Annotated in this window: 16 protein-coding genes and 2 pseudogenes; 9 read left to right on the forward strand and 9 right to left on the reverse strand. The window is 37.0% G+C overall.

The features are described 5' to 3' along the window. On the reverse strand, positions 1–671 hold a 671-nt coding region (locus CWC30_RS03505; RefSeq protein ID WP_171034680.1), incomplete at its 3' end, for a multicopper oxidase domain-containing protein. Between the two features lie 166 nt (positions 672–837). Here CWC30_RS03505 and CWC30_RS03510 point away from each other — a divergent pair. The 5 genes from CWC30_RS03510 to CWC30_RS03530 all read left to right on the forward strand — a co-directional run bounded on the left by CWC30_RS03510 (position 838) and on the right by CWC30_RS03530 (position 6,116). Further along, positions 838–1,524, forward strand: coding sequence for a heavy metal response regulator transcription factor (locus tag CWC30_RS03510; protein ID WP_008109918.1), 687 nt, complete (start codon positions 838–840; stop codon positions 1,522–1,524). Further along, complete coding sequence (locus tag CWC30_RS03515; protein WP_138626443.1) at positions 1,514–2,911, forward strand: heavy metal sensor histidine kinase; 1,398 nt, start codon at positions 1,514–1,516, stop codon at positions 2,909–2,911. The genes CWC30_RS03510 and CWC30_RS03515 overlap by 11 nt, the downstream gene beginning before the upstream one ends. A 117-nt stretch (positions 2,912–3,028) precedes the next feature. Further along, positions 3,029–4,179 (forward strand): IS3 family transposase gene (locus CWC30_RS03520; protein ID WP_138626444.1). Its coding sequence is split into 2 segments (ribosomal slippage): positions 3,029–3,284 and positions 3,284–4,179, totalling 1,152 coding nucleotides; the frame shifts between segments, so codons are not numbered across the junction. A gap of 371 nt (positions 4,180–4,550) precedes the next feature. Beyond that, complete coding sequence (locus CWC30_RS03525; RefSeq protein WP_036984047.1) at positions 4,551–5,114, forward strand: lipid-binding SYLF domain-containing protein; 564 nt, start codon at positions 4,551–4,553, stop codon at positions 5,112–5,114. A 300-nt stretch (positions 5,115–5,414) separates the two neighbouring features. Then, positions 5,415–6,116, forward strand: coding sequence for a hypothetical protein (locus CWC30_RS03530; RefSeq protein ID WP_036954723.1), 702 nt, complete (start codon positions 5,415–5,417; stop codon positions 6,114–6,116). A 63-nt stretch (positions 6,117–6,179) separates the two neighbouring features. On the opposite strand, the pseudogene CWC30_RS03535 reads toward CWC30_RS03530, so the two are convergent. The 6 genes and pseudogenes from CWC30_RS03535 to ocd all read right to left on the reverse strand — a co-directional run bounded on the left by CWC30_RS03535 (position 6,180) and on the right by ocd (position 12,508). Beyond that, positions 6,180–7,225 (reverse strand): annotated as a pseudogene (locus CWC30_RS03535) (patatin-like phospholipase family protein). Positions 7,226–7,257: 32 nt separating this feature from the next. Beyond that, a complete protein-coding gene (locus tag CWC30_RS03540) occupies positions 7,258–8,640 on the reverse strand; it encodes a gluzincin family metallopeptidase (protein ID WP_036984045.1) in 1,383 nt (460 codons plus the stop codon). A 135-nt stretch (positions 8,641–8,775) separates the two neighbouring features. Next, a pseudogene (locus CWC30_RS18620) lies at positions 8,776–8,891 on the reverse strand (patatin-like phospholipase family protein); the annotation flags it as partial. A 93-nt stretch (positions 8,892–8,984) separates the two neighbouring features. Beyond that, entirely contained in the window at positions 8,985–10,391 is a 1,407-nt protein-coding gene (locus tag CWC30_RS03550; RefSeq protein ID WP_138626445.1) for an alanine/glycine:cation symporter family protein, read from the reverse strand. 126 nt (positions 10,392–10,517) lie between these two features. Then, a complete protein-coding gene (gene ctlX, locus CWC30_RS03555) occupies positions 10,518–11,429 on the reverse strand; it encodes a citrulline utilization hydrolase CtlX (protein ID WP_069439758.1) in 912 nt (303 codons plus the stop codon). Further along, positions 11,426–12,508: an ornithine cyclodeaminase gene (gene ocd / locus CWC30_RS03560; RefSeq protein WP_138626446.1), complete on the reverse strand. Its 1,083-nt coding sequence runs from the start codon at positions 12,506–12,508 to the stop codon at positions 11,426–11,428. The genes ctlX and ocd overlap by 4 nt, the downstream gene beginning before the upstream one ends. Positions 12,509–12,672: 164 nt before the next feature. On the opposite strand from ocd, the gene CWC30_RS03565 reads away from it, so the two are divergent. The 4 genes from CWC30_RS03565 (at position 12,673) to CWC30_RS03575 (ending at position 14,890) form a co-directional block, all read left to right on the forward strand. Next, positions 12,673–13,104, forward strand: coding sequence for an Lrp/AsnC family transcriptional regulator (locus tag CWC30_RS03565; RefSeq protein WP_036984041.1), 432 nt, complete (start codon positions 12,673–12,675; stop codon positions 13,102–13,104). 74 nt (positions 13,105–13,178) lie between these two features. Then, positions 13,179–13,724 carry a cupin domain-containing protein gene (locus CWC30_RS03570; RefSeq protein ID WP_249929819.1) on the forward strand — a complete coding sequence of 182 codons (546 nt, stop codon included), beginning with the start codon at positions 13,179–13,181 and terminating at the stop codon, positions 13,722–13,724. Positions 13,725–13,726: 2 nt separating this feature from the next. Further along, positions 13,727–13,882, forward strand: a complete 156-nt coding sequence (locus tag CWC30_RS18625) for a helix-turn-helix domain-containing protein (protein WP_249929820.1) — start codon at positions 13,727–13,729, stop codon at positions 13,880–13,882. A 150-nt stretch (positions 13,883–14,032) separates the two neighbouring features. After that, positions 14,033–14,890: a DMT family transporter gene (locus tag CWC30_RS03575; protein WP_138626447.1), complete on the forward strand. Its 858-nt coding sequence runs from the start codon at positions 14,033–14,035 to the stop codon at positions 14,888–14,890. Positions 14,891–14,962: 72 nt separating this feature from the next. Here the strand turns inward: CWC30_RS03575 and CWC30_RS03580 are convergent, their stop codons facing one another. Continuing rightward, positions 14,963–15,958, reverse strand: a complete 996-nt coding sequence (locus CWC30_RS03580) for a patatin-like phospholipase family protein (RefSeq protein ID WP_069439753.1) — start codon at positions 15,956–15,958, stop codon at positions 14,963–14,965. 224 nt (positions 15,959–16,182) lie between these two features. Continuing rightward, positions 16,183–17,175 (reverse strand): LLM class flavin-dependent oxidoreductase, encoded by a 993-nt coding sequence (locus CWC30_RS03585; protein ID WP_036984037.1) that lies wholly within the window; start codon positions 17,173–17,175, stop codon positions 16,183–16,185. Positions 17,176–17,210: the final 35 nt, after the last annotated feature.

The raw sequence follows: 17,210 nt of genomic DNA on the forward strand, positions 1-17,210 counted from the left end.
GAAATGTCATCAAAAAACTCTGGAACAGTAGGTTGATTAAAGTTAAATACATCGCTCTGTACTTTTAACTTGCGGAACAAATCCATTGGGTCATCATCAGTCCAATCAGATAATTGAATAACATGCTCGTTATCTGCACTAATAATATCTTTTTCTCGCGGTTCAATAATTAATGCACCGTACATGCCAGTCATTTCTTGAAAGCCACTATGTGAGTGATACCAATATGTACCGCTTTGTTGTAATTTAAATTTATAAACAAAGGTTTCGCCAGGCATAATCCCTTTAAAACTGATACCAGGTACGCCATCCATTTGATACGGTAAAATAATGCCATGCCAATGAATTGAACTCGGTACTGATAACTTATTTGTTACTCTAATAGTAACGTCATCGCCTTCTTTGAGGCGCAAGGTAGGGGCGGGTATAGAGCCATTGATAGTTGTCGCCATACGTACTACGCCAGTAAAGTTAACCGGCGATTCATCTATAACCAGATCAATTACTTTGCCGCTAAGTTCGGGCACAGTGCCTGTTATTGTTCCTGCTACTAAAGATGATGCAGCATGTAATACACTCGGAAAAGCAGCAAGTACACCTCCTGCAATTAAGCCTTGAACAAATCGTCTTCGTGGTGTGCTAACCTGTTGTGATGACTTTTTAAACCCCATTTCCTTACTCCTTCATACCAGAATATGTATTAAGTATAGAAAATAGACCTGTCTTCAACATGACGCGAACATTACAAAGTTGTAATCTTGGTGTCATGTTGCTGTAGTGACAGATACTGCATAATATTTGCAGAGGTAGTTGTTAGGACTTTAATGAAGGAATTGTATGCGCTTATTAGTTGTTGAAGATGAAGCAAAAACGGGAGATTATTTAAAACAGGGACTAAGTGAAGCTGGTTTTCAGGTTTCTTTGGCGCGCAATGGTCTTGACGGTCATCACCTAGCAATGACCGACTTATTTGATGTAATAATACTTGATGTCATGTTACCTGACGTATCCGGTTGGAAAATTTTACAGTCGCTACGTGAAGCAGATAACAAAACCCCAGTACTATTTTTATCTGCTCGCGATAGCATAGACGATAGAGTAAAGGGGCTCGAACTTGGTGCTGATGACTATTTAATAAAGCCTTTTGCTTTTGCTGAAGTTTTAGCAAGAGTACGCACTCTTATTCGCCGTGGTGCAGTACAAACAGTTGACGATATACTGATCGTTGCTGATTTAGAAATGGATATTCCAAAGCGAAAAATACAACGTGCAGGCAAGCGTATTTTATTGAGTAATAAAGAGTTTAGCTTACTTGAACTATTGTTACGGCGCGAAGGTGAAGTACTGCCACGTTCGTTAATTGCTTCTCAAGTATGGGATATGAATTTTGATAGCGACACCAATGTGATTGATGTTGCCATTCGTAGGCTAAGAGCAAAAGTTGATGATGACTTTACTATTAAATTAATTCATACGGTTCGTGGTATGGGCTATAAATTAGAGGTTGAAACTGATGGCTATTAAGTCACGGCCTTTATCACTTACGATGCGTGTTGTGTTGTTTGTGGCTGTAACCGTTATTGCGTGCTTAACTTTAGTTGCCACCTTAATAAATAGTTCGATAAAACATCATTTTTTCAAGCAAGATAGTAGTGAACTGCATGTTATTAATCAATCTATTGAATTAGTTTTAAGACAACAGTATAAATCAAACCTGAAACTTAAAAATGAATTATCTAACGCTGTAGCGGGTCATCACGGTGTTTACTATCAGGTAAATACCGCAAAAGGAGAGCTCATTTTTCAAAGTTCTGAACGAGATTTTAGTGATTTTGTAATGAGTGCTAAGGCTTCAGCTGGCTTTAACCGTAACAACATTACCTCATGGCAAAATGATACCCACACCTACCGAGCTCTGGTGAGTAATTTAAGTACTGGGCAACAGCAATACGAAATTACTACAGCGATAGACATGAGCTTTCATTTACACTTTCTCAATCAATTTCAACAAAGCCTTTGGGCTATTATGTTTGGCTCTGCGGTACTCATTTTATTGGTGGCTTGGTTTGCTATACATCAAGGATTAAACCCTTTACGAGGTTTGAGTCAGAAAATGCATGACATCCAAACTAATAAGATGGATGTAAGGCTTGATGAAAATAAAGTGCCTATTGAGCTTGTTAATATGGTGCAATCTTTCAATTTAATGCTAGACAGGCTTCAAGGTGAATTTATCCGGCTATCAAATTTTTCTAGTGATATTGCTCATGAACTACGCACACCTCTTACCAATATAATAACTCAAACGCAGGTTGGCCTATCTAAAAAAAGGCAATCCGAAGAGTACCAAGAGTTATTATTTTCTAATCTAGAAGAGTTGGAACGACTAACTAAGATGGTTAGTGACATGCTTTGGCTGGCAAAAACCCAAAACGGCCTAATTCAACCAACCCAAGACATTTTATCCAGCCATGAAGAAATTGAAGCGCTGTTTGAATATTTTGATGCTTTAGCTGAAGAATCATCGTTGATACTTAATAAAGCAGGTGAAAACATCAGTTTTTATTGTGATAAACTACATTTTCGTCAATTGTTATCAAACCTGTTATCGAATGCTATAAGATATGCACCGAAGGGGTCATCAATTACGGTAAGTAGTGAAATAACATCTGTTGAAAAAGTATGTATCTGTGTGAGTAATACCGGTGAGAAAATACCTTCTGCACATTTACCTTATTTATTTGACCGCTTTTATCGACCAGATAAGTCTCGGCAACGCCATAGTGATGGAGCCGGTTTAGGGCTTGCAATAGTTAAAGCTCTAGCGCAAGCAAGCAGTGGTGATGTAGAGGTCAGTTCAAATAATCAAACTACCAGCTTTAAAGTTTTTTTTAATTTAGCTAAAAGCTAATTATTAAAATTAATAACTCAATGTTTGCTCTCAGCATTTTGGCGAAGTTTAACTTGATCTGAACCAATAGTTTTGGACACCTCATTAAGTGAGTAAACTAACTCATAGAGGTGAAACATGACAACTAAGACCAAACGTAAATCCTATTCAGAAGAATTCAAAGAAGAAGCACTAAAGCTGGCGAGTAAAGTAGGTTTTGCTCAAGCTGCCAGAGAATTAAGTGTCGCAGAGTCCCAGCTTTACTATTGGCTAACTGCTGCTCTGAAAAAGGCATCTACATCAGATAGAGAAAGTACGTTAGCTACCGAGAATGCTCGTTTGAAACGCCAACTAGCGGTGCAAGCAGAGGAGCTAGACATATTAAAAACAGCCGCCACCTACTTCGCGAAAAATCAAAAATAACACGATTTGAATTTATGCAAAGCTACCGAAGCACATTCAGCGTTATCAGAATGGCTAAGGTACTTTGTGTATCGCCAAGTGGGTTTTATGCATGGATAAAATCATGTGAGCACGTGTGTAAGCGCAAACAACAACAGCAAATGTTAGATACTCAGGTCAAAGCCGTATTTGTTGACAGTAAAGAGCGAGACGGTGCGAGACGTATCCAAGTCGAGCTGGCGGAGCAAGGGAATAAACATGATGTAAAAACCATCAACAGAAGCATGGGACGTCAGGGTTTAGTAGCTAAAGCAGCTCGTAAATTCAAGTCGACCACCGACAGTAAACACAATTTACCTGTGGCCCCTAATTTACTTGAGCAGAACTTTACCGCCGATAAGCCCAACCAAAAATGGGCAGGTGATATCACGTATCTAATGACCAGCGAAGGATGGCTTTACCTCGCTGTGATTATCGACCTGTACTCGCGCTCAGTGATTGGTTGGTCAATGAGTACACGCATGACATCATCTTTGGTGTGTGACGCCCTGCAAATGGCTATCTGGCGCCGAGGTAGACCTAAAGATGTCATTGTACATAGTGATAGAGGCAGCCAATATGCTTCCCATGCTTATCGTGATTTATTAAGCGAACATCATTTAATGCAAAGTATGAGTCGTAAAGGCAACTGCTGGGATAATGCGTGTGTGGAAAGCTTCTTCCATTCACTCAAGGTCGAAGCCATCCAATATGAGCCTATTATGAACCGAGAAACCATGAGGCAGCATGTATTTGAATATATAGAAATTGATTACAACAAAAAGAGAAGGCATAGTGCGTTAGGCTATTTAAGCCCCGAGAAATTTGAACAACTAAATGTCGCTTAACGAAGTGTCCACTAATGATGGTTCAGATCACTTAATAAAAAAAGACAGCAAATACACTTGAATAGGGGAGAAGCATTAAGCTTCTAACCTAATATTTTCGTATATTCCTATTTTTACGTATTAACGATTATTAAAAAATTAGAATCCATTTGGTTAGTGTTCATTATAGTTGTTGTAAAATAAGTACATAGATTAGGAAAATTGAGATACACAATGTGTATCTCAATTTAAATTATAACTTATTGTTATAATATTAAAAAATAGAAAGTACACAGTAATCACTATATATTATGTCTAGTATTGGACATAGTAAAAGTGTATTTATTTAAACATTGTTGTGTTTTGGTATGAATCTTATCAAGGAAAGTTTTATGAAAAAATTTATAGTGTTAGGCCTACTTACAATAAGTGTATTACTAACAGGTTGTGCTACTACAGGCAGTGCTTCCCCTGGAGAAAAACGTGCTTTAGTACAAAGTATGAAATCGAATACACTAACTGCTCTATACGAAAAAAAACCAGATGTTAAAACCCAAATCGCCAACTCTGCCGGATATGCTGTTTTTGATAATGCCAATGTAAATGTTATTTTAGCCAGTTTTGGTGGTGGGTACGGTGTAGTAAAAAATAACCTAACCGGAAAATCTACCTATATGAATATGGGCGAAGCTGGTTTAGGCTTAGGTTTAGGTGTTAAAGATTTCAATATTGTGATGGTTTTTCACGATCAAGCAGCGTTAAATAGATTTATTAAACATGGTTGGGCGTTCGGTGGTAATGCCGATGCTGCTGCAAAATACCAAGATAAAGGTGGCGCTTTAGTTGCCGAAGCTATTGCTGACCAAGTTACTGTTTACTCTTTAACCGAAAGTGGCCTTGCACTACAAGCCGTTTTAAAAGGCACTAAATTTTGGGTAGATTCTGAGCTAAACTAAGCTATCAAAACCCTATCATAAGTGGGCTAGTTTTATGGATTACGCCCACTTTAATTTAATTCACTCAATTTAACATAACGTAATTTATGGGTTATCAATGTAACCTTACCTATTTAGCCGTGATTACCAATAATATTTCATCACTTATTATATTTGATATAATGTGATTGTTTACTTTCGCTAATTCAGTGAACAATTATTCTAAGAACCTTTTAAAGAATATATAGTTTTAAAAATCAGACATTATCAATTGATTATCTAATATATTTTTTTACTGCTTAATAAAGGGAATTAAATTTAATGTTAAAAACAATAAAAAAATATGTCATGTTAGAGAGCAAAACATTTACTTTATTAGTATTAATTTCAATGATGATTATATTAGTAACAACAATGTTTTCGAATAGAATACCTATGTTTTTTTCTTGGGGTAATGAAGCTGAACAACTTTTACTATCAGTTAGTTTATCATTTTTCAGTAGTTATATTTTTTATATTTCCCTTGTTCATAGAAAAGAAATTAAGGATAAAGAAAACATTAATTTCGTTTTAGACAGAAAAATAAGTTTAGCTCTTTCATCCTATAAAAATGAATTAATTCTTTTCAAACAAGCTGCAAATATATCTAAAGAAATTGATCAACTTGATTTAAACGACTTCATGTTATTTTCAAAATTAATTGGAAGTAATTCACACATGAATAGTACAACTTTTTATCTTGCAACACATGATAGCGTCAATGACACAGCTGAAGATATTTTAAAAAGAAATGCTCAAAAATTTGAGCGTTTTGTTACTGAACTCACCCCACTATATCCATTTTTAGATACAGGTCTATTGAAAATATTGCTTTTAATTCAAGATTCAACTTACATAAACAACTCTTTAATTAAAGGTTTACCACTATCAAAAACATTCAGTAATTTTCACGAACATTTTTATAATTTCCACTCTTTGATTCTCGAATTAAAATTTTATTATGAAAATAATTTTAATAAATAAATTGAGAAAAGTATGTCTATACACACTAGTTTAATAGGAGAATATCTCATCTGTCCTCTATTATCATTTATAAATTTTGATATGTGAATTTTTATCGTTTATTTTTTCATCTAAAGATTCAGCCAATGCCTCAGTCTCACTAAAAACAGTATTCCAATATTTAATACGCGTGTCTGCATCAAGATTGGTAAAGTCGTTTCTGTCTGGGATTTTCCCGTAAGGTAAGCCGGCTACAAATTCTTTTGATGGGGTGATCATTACTACATTGTCGTAATTTTGTGGTGACACTTTTCGTTTTAAATTTTTATCGAACCAACCTGCTTTTGGATCTGAATTAAAATGCGGATACAAAATTAAGCCTGGGTTATTAATTTTTAAATCAAAGTGGTAATCAATAATGCCGCCATCGCGGTAAATTCCTGGTGGCGAACCGGCAATATTTTTTATGCCTTGCATTACTAGTGGTATAGAGCCCGATGCTAATAAGGCATCTTTTAAATTTGTTTGGCTAAGTGGTATGTTTTGCGTTTTAAAATTATAACTGTCGGTTATTGATAAATTGCTGTTTGGCGCACCAAAAATAAATCGCTCGTACTGCGAGCCTAATAATTTTCGGTTAACTCGATTAAGCATGTAACTTTTTGATAAACCTAAAAGTTGAATTAATTTATTTTCACTAGCAATAAAGCCATTCGATTTTGCCACTATAAAATGCGCTTTAAAAATAGGATTATTTAAAATTTCGGTTACGCCGTGCTCCCCAAATACATCATCTAATAATGCGCGGGCTTTAGTGGTAATTTCAGTTGGGGTTGGTTTATTATTAGAATATCGGGTTTGCGAATACGATTTTGCTAACCGCTTAATGGCTGCAACTGGATCGTTTTGTGCAAAACAGGCTGAACGAAAAGCCCCTGCAGATGAGCCAATTAAATTAAGCGGTTGAGTATGGTTTTTAAAAAATTCGCCAAATATATATTTATCTAAACCAAATAAGGTAACCACTTTGGCCCACCACTGGCACCTAAAAATGAGCTGAATAATTCGGGTTTAAACCCCTGCTCGTTAATTACTTTTGCTGCAGTTTTACCTGCATAGATATTGAGCATAAAGTTACTTCTTAGTCATGTATGTTTTTAATTTATTGAAGTACTGCACGAGCATTCTTTATTGAATTATTATTTGATAAATAAGTATTTATTATAAAATCTAATTTATCTTCTTCTATAACACTTGCTAAGGTTGTTATCATAAATTGATAATCGGTTCGTTTTGTTTTAACTGTGAGTAATTTATTCAACCATTGCCACATATGATCTTCACCAATCTCTTTTTCGATAGCTAGCCAGATAATAGGTGCATAGGTATATACATAAAGATTTCTGTTACCATAATCCGAGTTGTTTTTAATTTCTTTTATGGCGGTCAATTTTTTATCTCGAAGTTGAATCAGTTTCTTATTTATATTGTTTATGTATGTTTCATTATTAATGAACTGCTTTGTTACTTTTAAAGATAGGTATTCAGAAAATGACTCTTGAAGCATATCGCCTAACTCAGAATTAAATGTTCGATACGTCAAAAAATAGTAATGCGCTAACTCGTGAGCAAGGTAAGGTTTAAACCATCTGGATTCGCTATCATTTAGTAATTTACTTAACCCTCCCTGATCATGGTTGATAGTGACTATTGAAGGATACGATACAAAAAGCCAAGAATCTTTCTTAGATACAGGAGCTGTGTGTATGAAAACAACATTTTCACCGTATGCTATAGATAGTTTCTCCTGATAATATTGCTCATATGATGAAGTTATTTCTCCTAATAGTGACATTTGAGTTTCTGATAAGCCTGAATTCAAATAATAGCTGCCGTTTTTTACAGCAATATCATAATCACCTGCAAATAGAGAAATAGATACTGGCTTTTCTTTTTTAAATATAGCGTGAGTAGCTGATACGGGCTTACTGCCATTAACATATATGGATTTACAGTCTAAACACGTAACTTCTATATTATAAGTTATTGCGTCATGTCGTTTATCTTTTTCAATATCATATAGAATTGGATACCAGGCTGTTTGAAAGCTATCGGTACGAATTGTTTCTCCGTTAAAAGCAATATTACCTTTCCAGTCTCCAGTTTCACTTGCGTTGCTCATGTTATTAATAACGGGAAATTTTCCAGTATATTTAAACTGCATTATTGAAGGTAAAATCTTACCTTTTCCTGTCTTGTCTGGAAGGTAATAACCAAAACTTTCCTCTGAATAATTAGTGTTATAAGTTTTTTTGAAAACATAGTTACTCGTGTTTTTATGATTTCTAAAGTACTGAATATTAAATCCTGAGTTGAGAAGTATTAGATAGTCTCTTAGTTTTGGCATATTTTTAAGTGTAAAGTTAGCATCAATAGTGCCATTTTTAACTGATATTTCAATTGTTCCTGAAAGATTTATAGGTAATTCAGATGAGTAGATTGACTTTGAAAAAAGCAAGGTAAGTGTGATTAGTATTATTTTCAAGTAATTTCCCTATTGATAAATGTTCTATTTTTATAAACATTATAGGGGGGGGTAAGATAGCTTGTCTACTTTATAGTTTTAATTATATTTTATACAAAAATAGAACTGAATTTAAAATATCGGTGTTTAGCTTTACAAGGTAAACCATTTAGGGCCACCACTTGCCCCTAAAAACGAGGTAAAAGCTCAGGTTTAAACCCTTGTTCGTTTATTATTTTTGCTGCAGTTTTACCTGCAAAAATGTCGATCATCTAAAAATACTACCTGTAGAGTCGCAGTTTAATGTTGTTAAAACCAAACTTAAAATGAATACTTATGCAATATAAAACTTTTAAACTTTAATCTTAATCCCAAATTCCGTCTTCACATTTGCCCTGCACTTTTACGTTTTTTACCTTAAACTCAGGCTCTATGCCTTTGTCTCTTTGTGCGTTGTAGTCGTTAGTAACAGACAAAATAGTCGGTGTGAGTAGTATAATAGCGATAACGTTTACTACTGTCATTAACCCTAGGGCAATATCGGCTAAATCCCATACTTGTTTTAATGTGGCAGATGCACCCCATAACATCATTGATAAATAAAGCAAAGTATAAATACCGCGCCCTACTTTGTTATCAAGCTTAAATAAATGCAGGTTACTTTCGGCGTAAGCGTAGTTGGCCACCACCGAGGTAAAAGCAAATAAGGTAATGGCTGCCGCAACAAAATATACGCCGCCTTGTGCTAAGTGTGCGGTCATGGCGCTTTGCGTTAAACGTATGCCTTCCATTTCGCCGCTAATATCTATATCTGCTAATAAAATAACAACGGCTGTACAGCTACAAAGTACAATGGTGTCAAAAAATACACCAAGCATTTGTATATAGCCTTGTGTTACTGGGTGATTAGGAATCGGGCTTGCGCTTGCTGCAGCATGGGGCACACTCCCCGCGCCGGCTTCGTTAGAGTATAAACCACGTTGAATACCATTTTTAATGGCTGCGCCCATTGCACCTGCGCCGGCTTCTTGCAGGCCAAACGCTGATAAAAACACATCTTTGAGCATGGCAGGTACTTGCGGTAAATTTATAAGCGTTATAATTACGGCGGCGGCAACAAATAATATGCCCATTAATGGCACTACACGTTCAGCAAAGCGAGCTATTGCTTTAAAGCCGCCAAGTATAATTGAGCCTGCTAATACAGTAATAACTAAACCAGAGTAAAAGGTAGGTACTTCAAATGCATAGTTAAGTGCGTCTGTAATGGTGTTGGTTTGCATGGCGCTAAAGGTAAAGCCGTAACCTAAAAATAAACACGCGGCAAACACAATGGCAAAGGCACGGCTGCCTAAACCTTGCTGAATATAATATGCGGGGCCGCCTCTAAACTCGCCACTACTATCGCGTACTTTATACACCTGTCCTAATACACTTTCGGCAAAGCCGGTTGCCATGCCAAGTATGGCAATAACCCACATCCAAAATATGGCGCCGCTTCCGCCTAGTGATATGGCAACGGCTACCCCAGCTAAATTACCTGTACCTACTCGTGCACATAGCCCGGTACATAATGCCTGAAATGATGAAATGTCGTTTTTTTTACACTTGCTACTGCCTTTTAAAAGGCTAAACATGTGTTTAAATTTTATTAGTTGAATTGCTTTTAACCGTACCGAAAACCATATACCTGCAAACAGTAGTATGTAAATCAGTATTTGACCGTCTCCCCATAGTAGGCCATTTACACTTTTTACAACGGTATCGAACATGGGCTAATCCTTTTATATTTATTATGTTTTTACTCAAACTTTTTAGAGTGTGAGGCATTTTATTATGCATGTTAGCCATAGATTAAGGCAGCTTAGCTGCCTTAAATATGTAGACTTAGTGGTAGGTTATTTACTTTTCAGGTGTATGCCAGCAATCATGCATCTAACCGAACCTCCCGCCGACTCTATGGTTGGTATAGGTAACGAAACAAGTTTAGCTGTTTGTTGTATTGCTGCTTTTTGTTCGGTTGTAAGTGCATTAAACGCCGTTTGTGAGAGTGCTAAAATACGGCCATTTGTACCTTGTAGCTCTATTGCGTTGCCGCAAAAGCTATTTATTTGCTCATTTGTTAAGTTGATAACTTCTAAATGGCTTTGTAAAAAATGGCTAGTTAATTGTTTATGCTGACTTATTGGCACCATATCTAGGCTGATCATGGCAAACTCTGTTGCTACACACATTAATACATTAGTATGATAAATCGCAGTGCCTTGTTCGTCATAAGCATTAAATACAACAGGTTTGAGCTTAAGTTTTTCACACACTGTATCTACCACAGTTTTTGTAGTGCGCTTAGATTCTACTGCATAAGCAAGCTTATGTGGGTGATCAATAACAAGCGACCCGGTGCCTTCTAAAAATGCATTTTCTTTCACTAAAAATGAATAATCAGTCAGAGATGACACTTTATAGTGATTAGTCAAAAAATCAATAATATCTTTTCGATATTCTAATCTTCTGTTTTCTGCATACATTGGATAAACAACTAGCTCACCACTTTGATGTGTTGAAAACCAGTTATTAGGAAACACTGAGTCCGGCGTGTGTGTATGCTCATCTTCAAATAAATGAACAGTGACGCCTTCGTTTTGTAATAATTTAACCGCATTAGTAACTTCGTCAAAAGCGAGCTGACCCTGATTTTTTGAGTTACAGGTGCTTTGAAACGTGTTGTCTAACATAGTTTGTGGGTTAGATGTAAAGTGATGCGGTCGCACCATAACCACAGCGCTTGGTGCTTGCTTTATATAACTCATGCCACTTGCTCTTGCTTGGTTATGCTAGGTGTATCAGCCGTATTTAGTACCGAAAATAGATTACGGGGATCGGCTTGTTGTGTAATTAAATCAAGTAGTTCAAACTCACCCGCAGCCACCAGCGCGTCTTTAATATACACCAGCGCGGTAAAGTCTTCGCTTGCAAAACCTACCCCATCAAAAATAGTAAGCTCGTTGTTACTTGTACGCCCAGCTGCTTGTTTATTAATTACTTTATGAAACTCTGTTACGGCAAAGGTATCGCTCATTTGCTGTATTTCGCCCTCTATTCTGGTTTGCGGTTCGTACTCTACAAACACATTTGCGCGCGCTAATAATTGTGAATCAAGCTCTGTTTTACCAGGGCAATCGCCACCAATGGCATTTAAATGCACGCCCTGGGGGATCATATCGCTGGTTAAAATAGTGGCATTTTTTTTATCGGCTGTGCAGGTGGTAATAATGTGCGCGCCTTGCACGGCTTCTTCTGCGCTATTGCATAGAGTTACATTTAAGCCATAGCCAATTAAATTGTTGTAGGCTTTTTGTGAGGCATTTTTATCAATATCGTATAAGCGAATGTGAGTAATACCTAATACGGCTTTAAAAGCGAGTGCCTGAAACTCAGACTGTGCACCATTACCAATTAATGTCAGCGTTGTTGAATTTTTAGGTGCCAAGTATTTAGCCACCAATGCTGATGTAGCTGCGGTACGTAGTGCAGTCAGTAAACACATTTCACTGATCATAACCGGATAGCCACTATCAACATCCGATAAAATACCAAAGGCCGCGACGGTTTGAAGCTCCTTAAAGGTGTTTTTTGGGTGGCCATTTACATATTTACAGCTAAACATTTTGCCATCGCTTACGGGCATAAGCTCTATTACGCCATCTGGAGAGTGCGCTGCATAACGTGGTGATTTATCAAATTCGTGCCAGCGAGCAAAGTCTTGCTTTAATTTTTGGGTGAGCTCTAATAGCACGTTTTCTATGCCTACTTTATTTATAAGTTTAGCCATTGCCTGTACGCTAACAAATGGAACGCCTTGTTTTGGCTGTACGATAAAGTGACTCATGTATACCTCTGTAATAAAAATATGAACTAATTGAAATAAGTTTATCGACTACAGATGCCAGTTAAAATGCCAATATTTTATACAAATGATATTATTTTTTATCATTTTGCTATGCTTTAATGTGCAAATTTAGTAATTTGTATTGAAAAATAGCGAGACTTTTTATGACCCCTTATATTTACGACTCATTAGATAACGCGTTAATAGCTGAATTAAGAAAAGATGGCCGTGCTTCTATTTCTGCTTTAGCTGATGTTTTAAAAGTGTCGCGCGGGACGGTACAAAACCGCTTAGACCGTTTGTTTTCATCGGGTGCTATATTAGGCTTTACGGTGCGTGTACACGAACACATAGAAACCGAAGCGGTAAGAGCAATAATGATGGTGGAAGTGGTTGGTAAATCTACATCGCAGGTAATTAAAACCATGCGCGGCATACCAGAGCTAACAAAGTTACATACCACCAATGGCGCTTGGGATTTAGTGGCTGAAATACAGGCGGCAAATTTAGGTGAGTTTGATGGCGTACTCAGGCAAGTACGCGAAATAGAAGGCATTTTAAATAGCGAAACCAGTATATTATTGTCATCTACTTAGGTTTATTAACGCTATGTTTTATTTAAAGTATTTTAGGCAATACTCGGTTTATGTATTAGGTATTGGAGTAGGCAATGAATAAGCTTTCTATTCGGTATTATTCGCAAGATATAAAGCACCACCAGCATAATTACCATCAACTCGTGTTACCCCTACACGGTGAAATACACATAACATTAAATAATGACTTTAAAACAACGGTTAGTACGGGTAGTTGTATCATTATAGAGAAAAACGTGGTGCATGCCTTTACGGCCGATGAAGCCGCGCGTTTTATTGTGGCAGATTTAGACGCGCTACCTCAAAACCTTATTCATCTTTTATGCCCTAAAATCTCAATAGATAGCCGTTTATTAAGTTACTTACAGTTTATAGAGCAGCAACTGCTTTTTGTTAACGACGACAAGCTTACTAGTTCAACCTTTGATTTATTTTACTTATTACTTTGTGAGCAAAGTAGCCACAGTAATATTGATAAGCGAATAGATAATGTAATAACTATTGTTAAGCAAAATTTAGCGTACCCCTACACGTTAAAAGAGCTGGCTGATATAGCCTGTTTAAGCGTTACGCAATTTAAAACTGTATTTAAAAAAAGTACCACTATCGGAGTTTTTTAACTATGTTGCGAATGCAGCACGCTCGCGCCCTTTTAACCCATTCAGACTTACCGATTGCTTTAGTAGGCGAGCGCATTGGTTATAACGATGCCTCTGCGTTTAGCCGCCGGTTTAATTTATACTTTGGGCAGCCACCTAAGGCATTTGCAAAGCAGTAATGTAGATAATTTAAACACGAGATAATAAATCAAGCTTAAGCATAACTTAGGTTAAATTGCGTCATAACAAACAATAGCACCGTCTTTTTAGCACATTTTTAAAAGCCTCAACTGATACACTTAGTAAATAGTATTTACGGAGGGTAATTAATGGCAACATACATAGGTTTTTTAGCAATATTTTCGTGGGGGCTTTTAGCTTTACTGGGTAATTTAACCAAAGCACTCCCGGCTTTTCAGTTACTTTTTATGTGCTTTGCACTCTCTTTTATTATTTTATTAGTAAAACGTTTTGCTTCAAAACAGCCATTATTAACCCCTCCTAAGCTTTCTAAAAAACAACTTATAATAGGTGTTACTGGCTTATTTGGTTTTCACTTTTGTTATTTTATGGCTTTAAAATACGGCACTTTAATTGAGGTAAGTTTAATAGTGTATCTTTGGCCATTATTACTGGGTGTATTTGTGGCTACCCCAGGGTCTAAATTTAAAGCAATATTGGGCGGATTATTGGGGTTTTTAGGTACGCTTAGTTTAATTACCGATGGCAGTGTATTATCTATCAATAGTGAGTATTACTTAGGGTATTTTTTTGCAGGTTGCTGCGCGCTACTGTGGTCTAGTTATTCTTATTTAATGTCACAATTTGATAGCCATGTAGATGACATAGGCTGGCTTTCACTTATTGTGGCAGTGCTTGCCCTTTTTGCACTTTTTTATTTTGAAACAACCGTTATTAGTTTGTCTGTCTCACAATGGATAGGTGCTATTTTATTGGGATTAGGCCCAGTGGGTGGTGCATTTTATTTATGGGATCATGGTTTAAAATTTGGTAACCGATCGCTATTAGCCTCATTGAGTTTTTTAACGCCGGTGCTCTCTACCTTTATTTTAATACTCGCCTCGCAGGCTCCCTTTAGTTGGTCAGTATTTATAGCTTTAGTACTTATTTTATTAGGGGCGACGATTAGCAATAAAAAGCCATCGATAAGTTTAAAAAAAGCATAGTTTTAATTTTCCGAGGTATTTTACCAACGCTTAAACTTAAGTGGTAATTTAAGTTTAAGCGTTAATATACAGCTACGCTATGTAGCTGTGTTTATAATCATCTTGAGCTGGGTGATGGTTTTTTAAGTAGTTATGGCCTGCTGCTAAACCAAGTTTATAGTCAAATCGTAAGTCATCATTTGAGCTGCCTAATAACTTACTATAAAGCTTTTGATTTGCAAAAATTTGGATTATTTCTACATCTTTTGGTGGGTTAGCAATAAATGCTAACTCATCTTCGTAGGCTTGCTCATGTTGTAATAAGTAATCTATTGTTTTTGGGCAATAGCCAGATACTTCAACAAATGATTTTAATTTACTTATCCATGCTGATTGAGCCTGAAAAGCTTCATCAACGGTGCGTATAACCACAATTTTGCGTGCGCCACGATTATAGGCTTCGCGTACAGGAAGCGGTGCGGCAAGGCCACCGTCTAAGTAAAAATCAGACTCTGACTGTATCTCGGTTTTACCTAATTCATTTGCGGCTAATGCATTTAACCACGGCGTCAATTTTACACCTTGCTTATATAAAAATGGCAGTGCACTTGACGCTTTTAATAGTTCTCGCCATTGTTGGCCTTCCCCTGTTGGGGATAAAAAATAAGGTTTGCGATCACGGGCATTAGTTGCGGTAATTAATAGCTCACGGTCACCTAAACTGGCTTTTGCGGTTTTAAAATCAAGCGCTCTGTTCACTTCGGTAGTTTTATCAAAGTACCAATCTAGGTCAACAATATGTTTGCCCATTAGGCCGCGACCTAATTGAAAAAAACGTTTATGACGCGAAAGGCCTCTGATCAGGCGTTTAGCATAGCCTTTTTGACGTGCCAAATAGCTCGTTAAGTTTTGAGAGCCTGCAGATGTGCCAATAAACAAGTCAAATGGATCATACTCTTGCTCCAACCAAGCATCGAGTACACCCGCGGTAAATATCCCTCGTTGTCCGCCACCTTCTGCTATCAGCGCTACTTTTGGCTGCACTGAATCGTTGCATGAATGGGGTGTCGTACTGTTTTGAGATTTCACGCTTTACCTTCCTATTTATTTAGCTGAATTGTGTTGCATACCCTTATAATAATCGCTCAATATTCATAATTAAAATTGATTGTTTAAATTAGTTCTATTGAAAAAACAGAACAAGCTTTTTCATTGCCACTTTTTAAAATAATGTAAAATGGCCCCGACGTAATCAACTTTAATCTGTTTAATAGCATAACAAGCGTTGAGTGTACGCTTGCTTAACCAATTGCTTATCCGTGTTTTATTTGCATTAAAATTTCAAGCGCCTTATGGCGTTTTTCATTATCAAATAAGTCATTGGTGAATATAAGCTCATCGACCCCTAATTGATTTACGATCATTTCTAACTTGTGTTTAATACTGGCTGGCCCACCGGTAACACTTAACCCTAAAAAGCTCTCAACATGAGCGCGCTCTTGTTCGCTCCACAGACCTTCCATTGTTTCTACTGGAGGTTTTAACCACAACTCGTCGCCTCTAATTAACGATAACACTCGCTGCTTAGATGTAGTTGATAAGTACTGTGCTTCTTCATCTGTATCGGCAGCCACTAAAGGTAATGCCAACATGACATAAGGCTTAGCTAATACACTTGATGGTTTAAATTCTCGTTTATACAAGGCTACTGCATCATGCACAAAACGCGGTGCAAAGTGCCCCGCAAATACATAGGGTAATCCTTTTTGTGCAGCTAACTGCGCACTAAATAAACTTGAACCTAAAAGCCAAATGGGAACATTGGTGTTTTCACCAGGTATTGCTCGCACGCGCTTAGTTCCCTCATAAGGGCCCAATAATGTTTGTAACTCGCTCACTTCATTAGGAAAGTTTTCAGCACGGCTGATATCGTTATTTAATGCACGACTTGTCACAGGATCGCTACCTGGGGCGCGCCCTAACCCTAAATCAATTCGACCTGGGTATAAACTTTCTAAGGTGCCAAATTGCTCAGCAACAACTAAAGGAGCATGATTAGGTAACATAATTCCACCCGACCCTACGCGTATTTTTTTAGTGTGACCGGCTATGTGCCCCACCAAAATCGAAGTAGCCGCACAAACAATCCCAGGCATATTATGATGCTCGGCTAACCAAAAACGATTAAAACCGAGTTCCTCAGCTTTTTGCGCATAGGCTGTACTTTTATTTAAGGTGTCACTCACAGTGGCACCTTTAGGCATAGGCGCCAGTTCTAATAACGAAAAAGGAATGGTTGATAACAAAGTAGCACCTCCAAATTAAATAGCGATTTATGGCG

This window comes from Pseudoalteromonas sp. S4741 (assembly GCF_005886135.1).
In the GTDB taxonomy this organism is placed as follows: Bacteria; Pseudomonadota; Gammaproteobacteria; order Enterobacterales; family Alteromonadaceae; genus Pseudoalteromonas; species Pseudoalteromonas tetraodonis.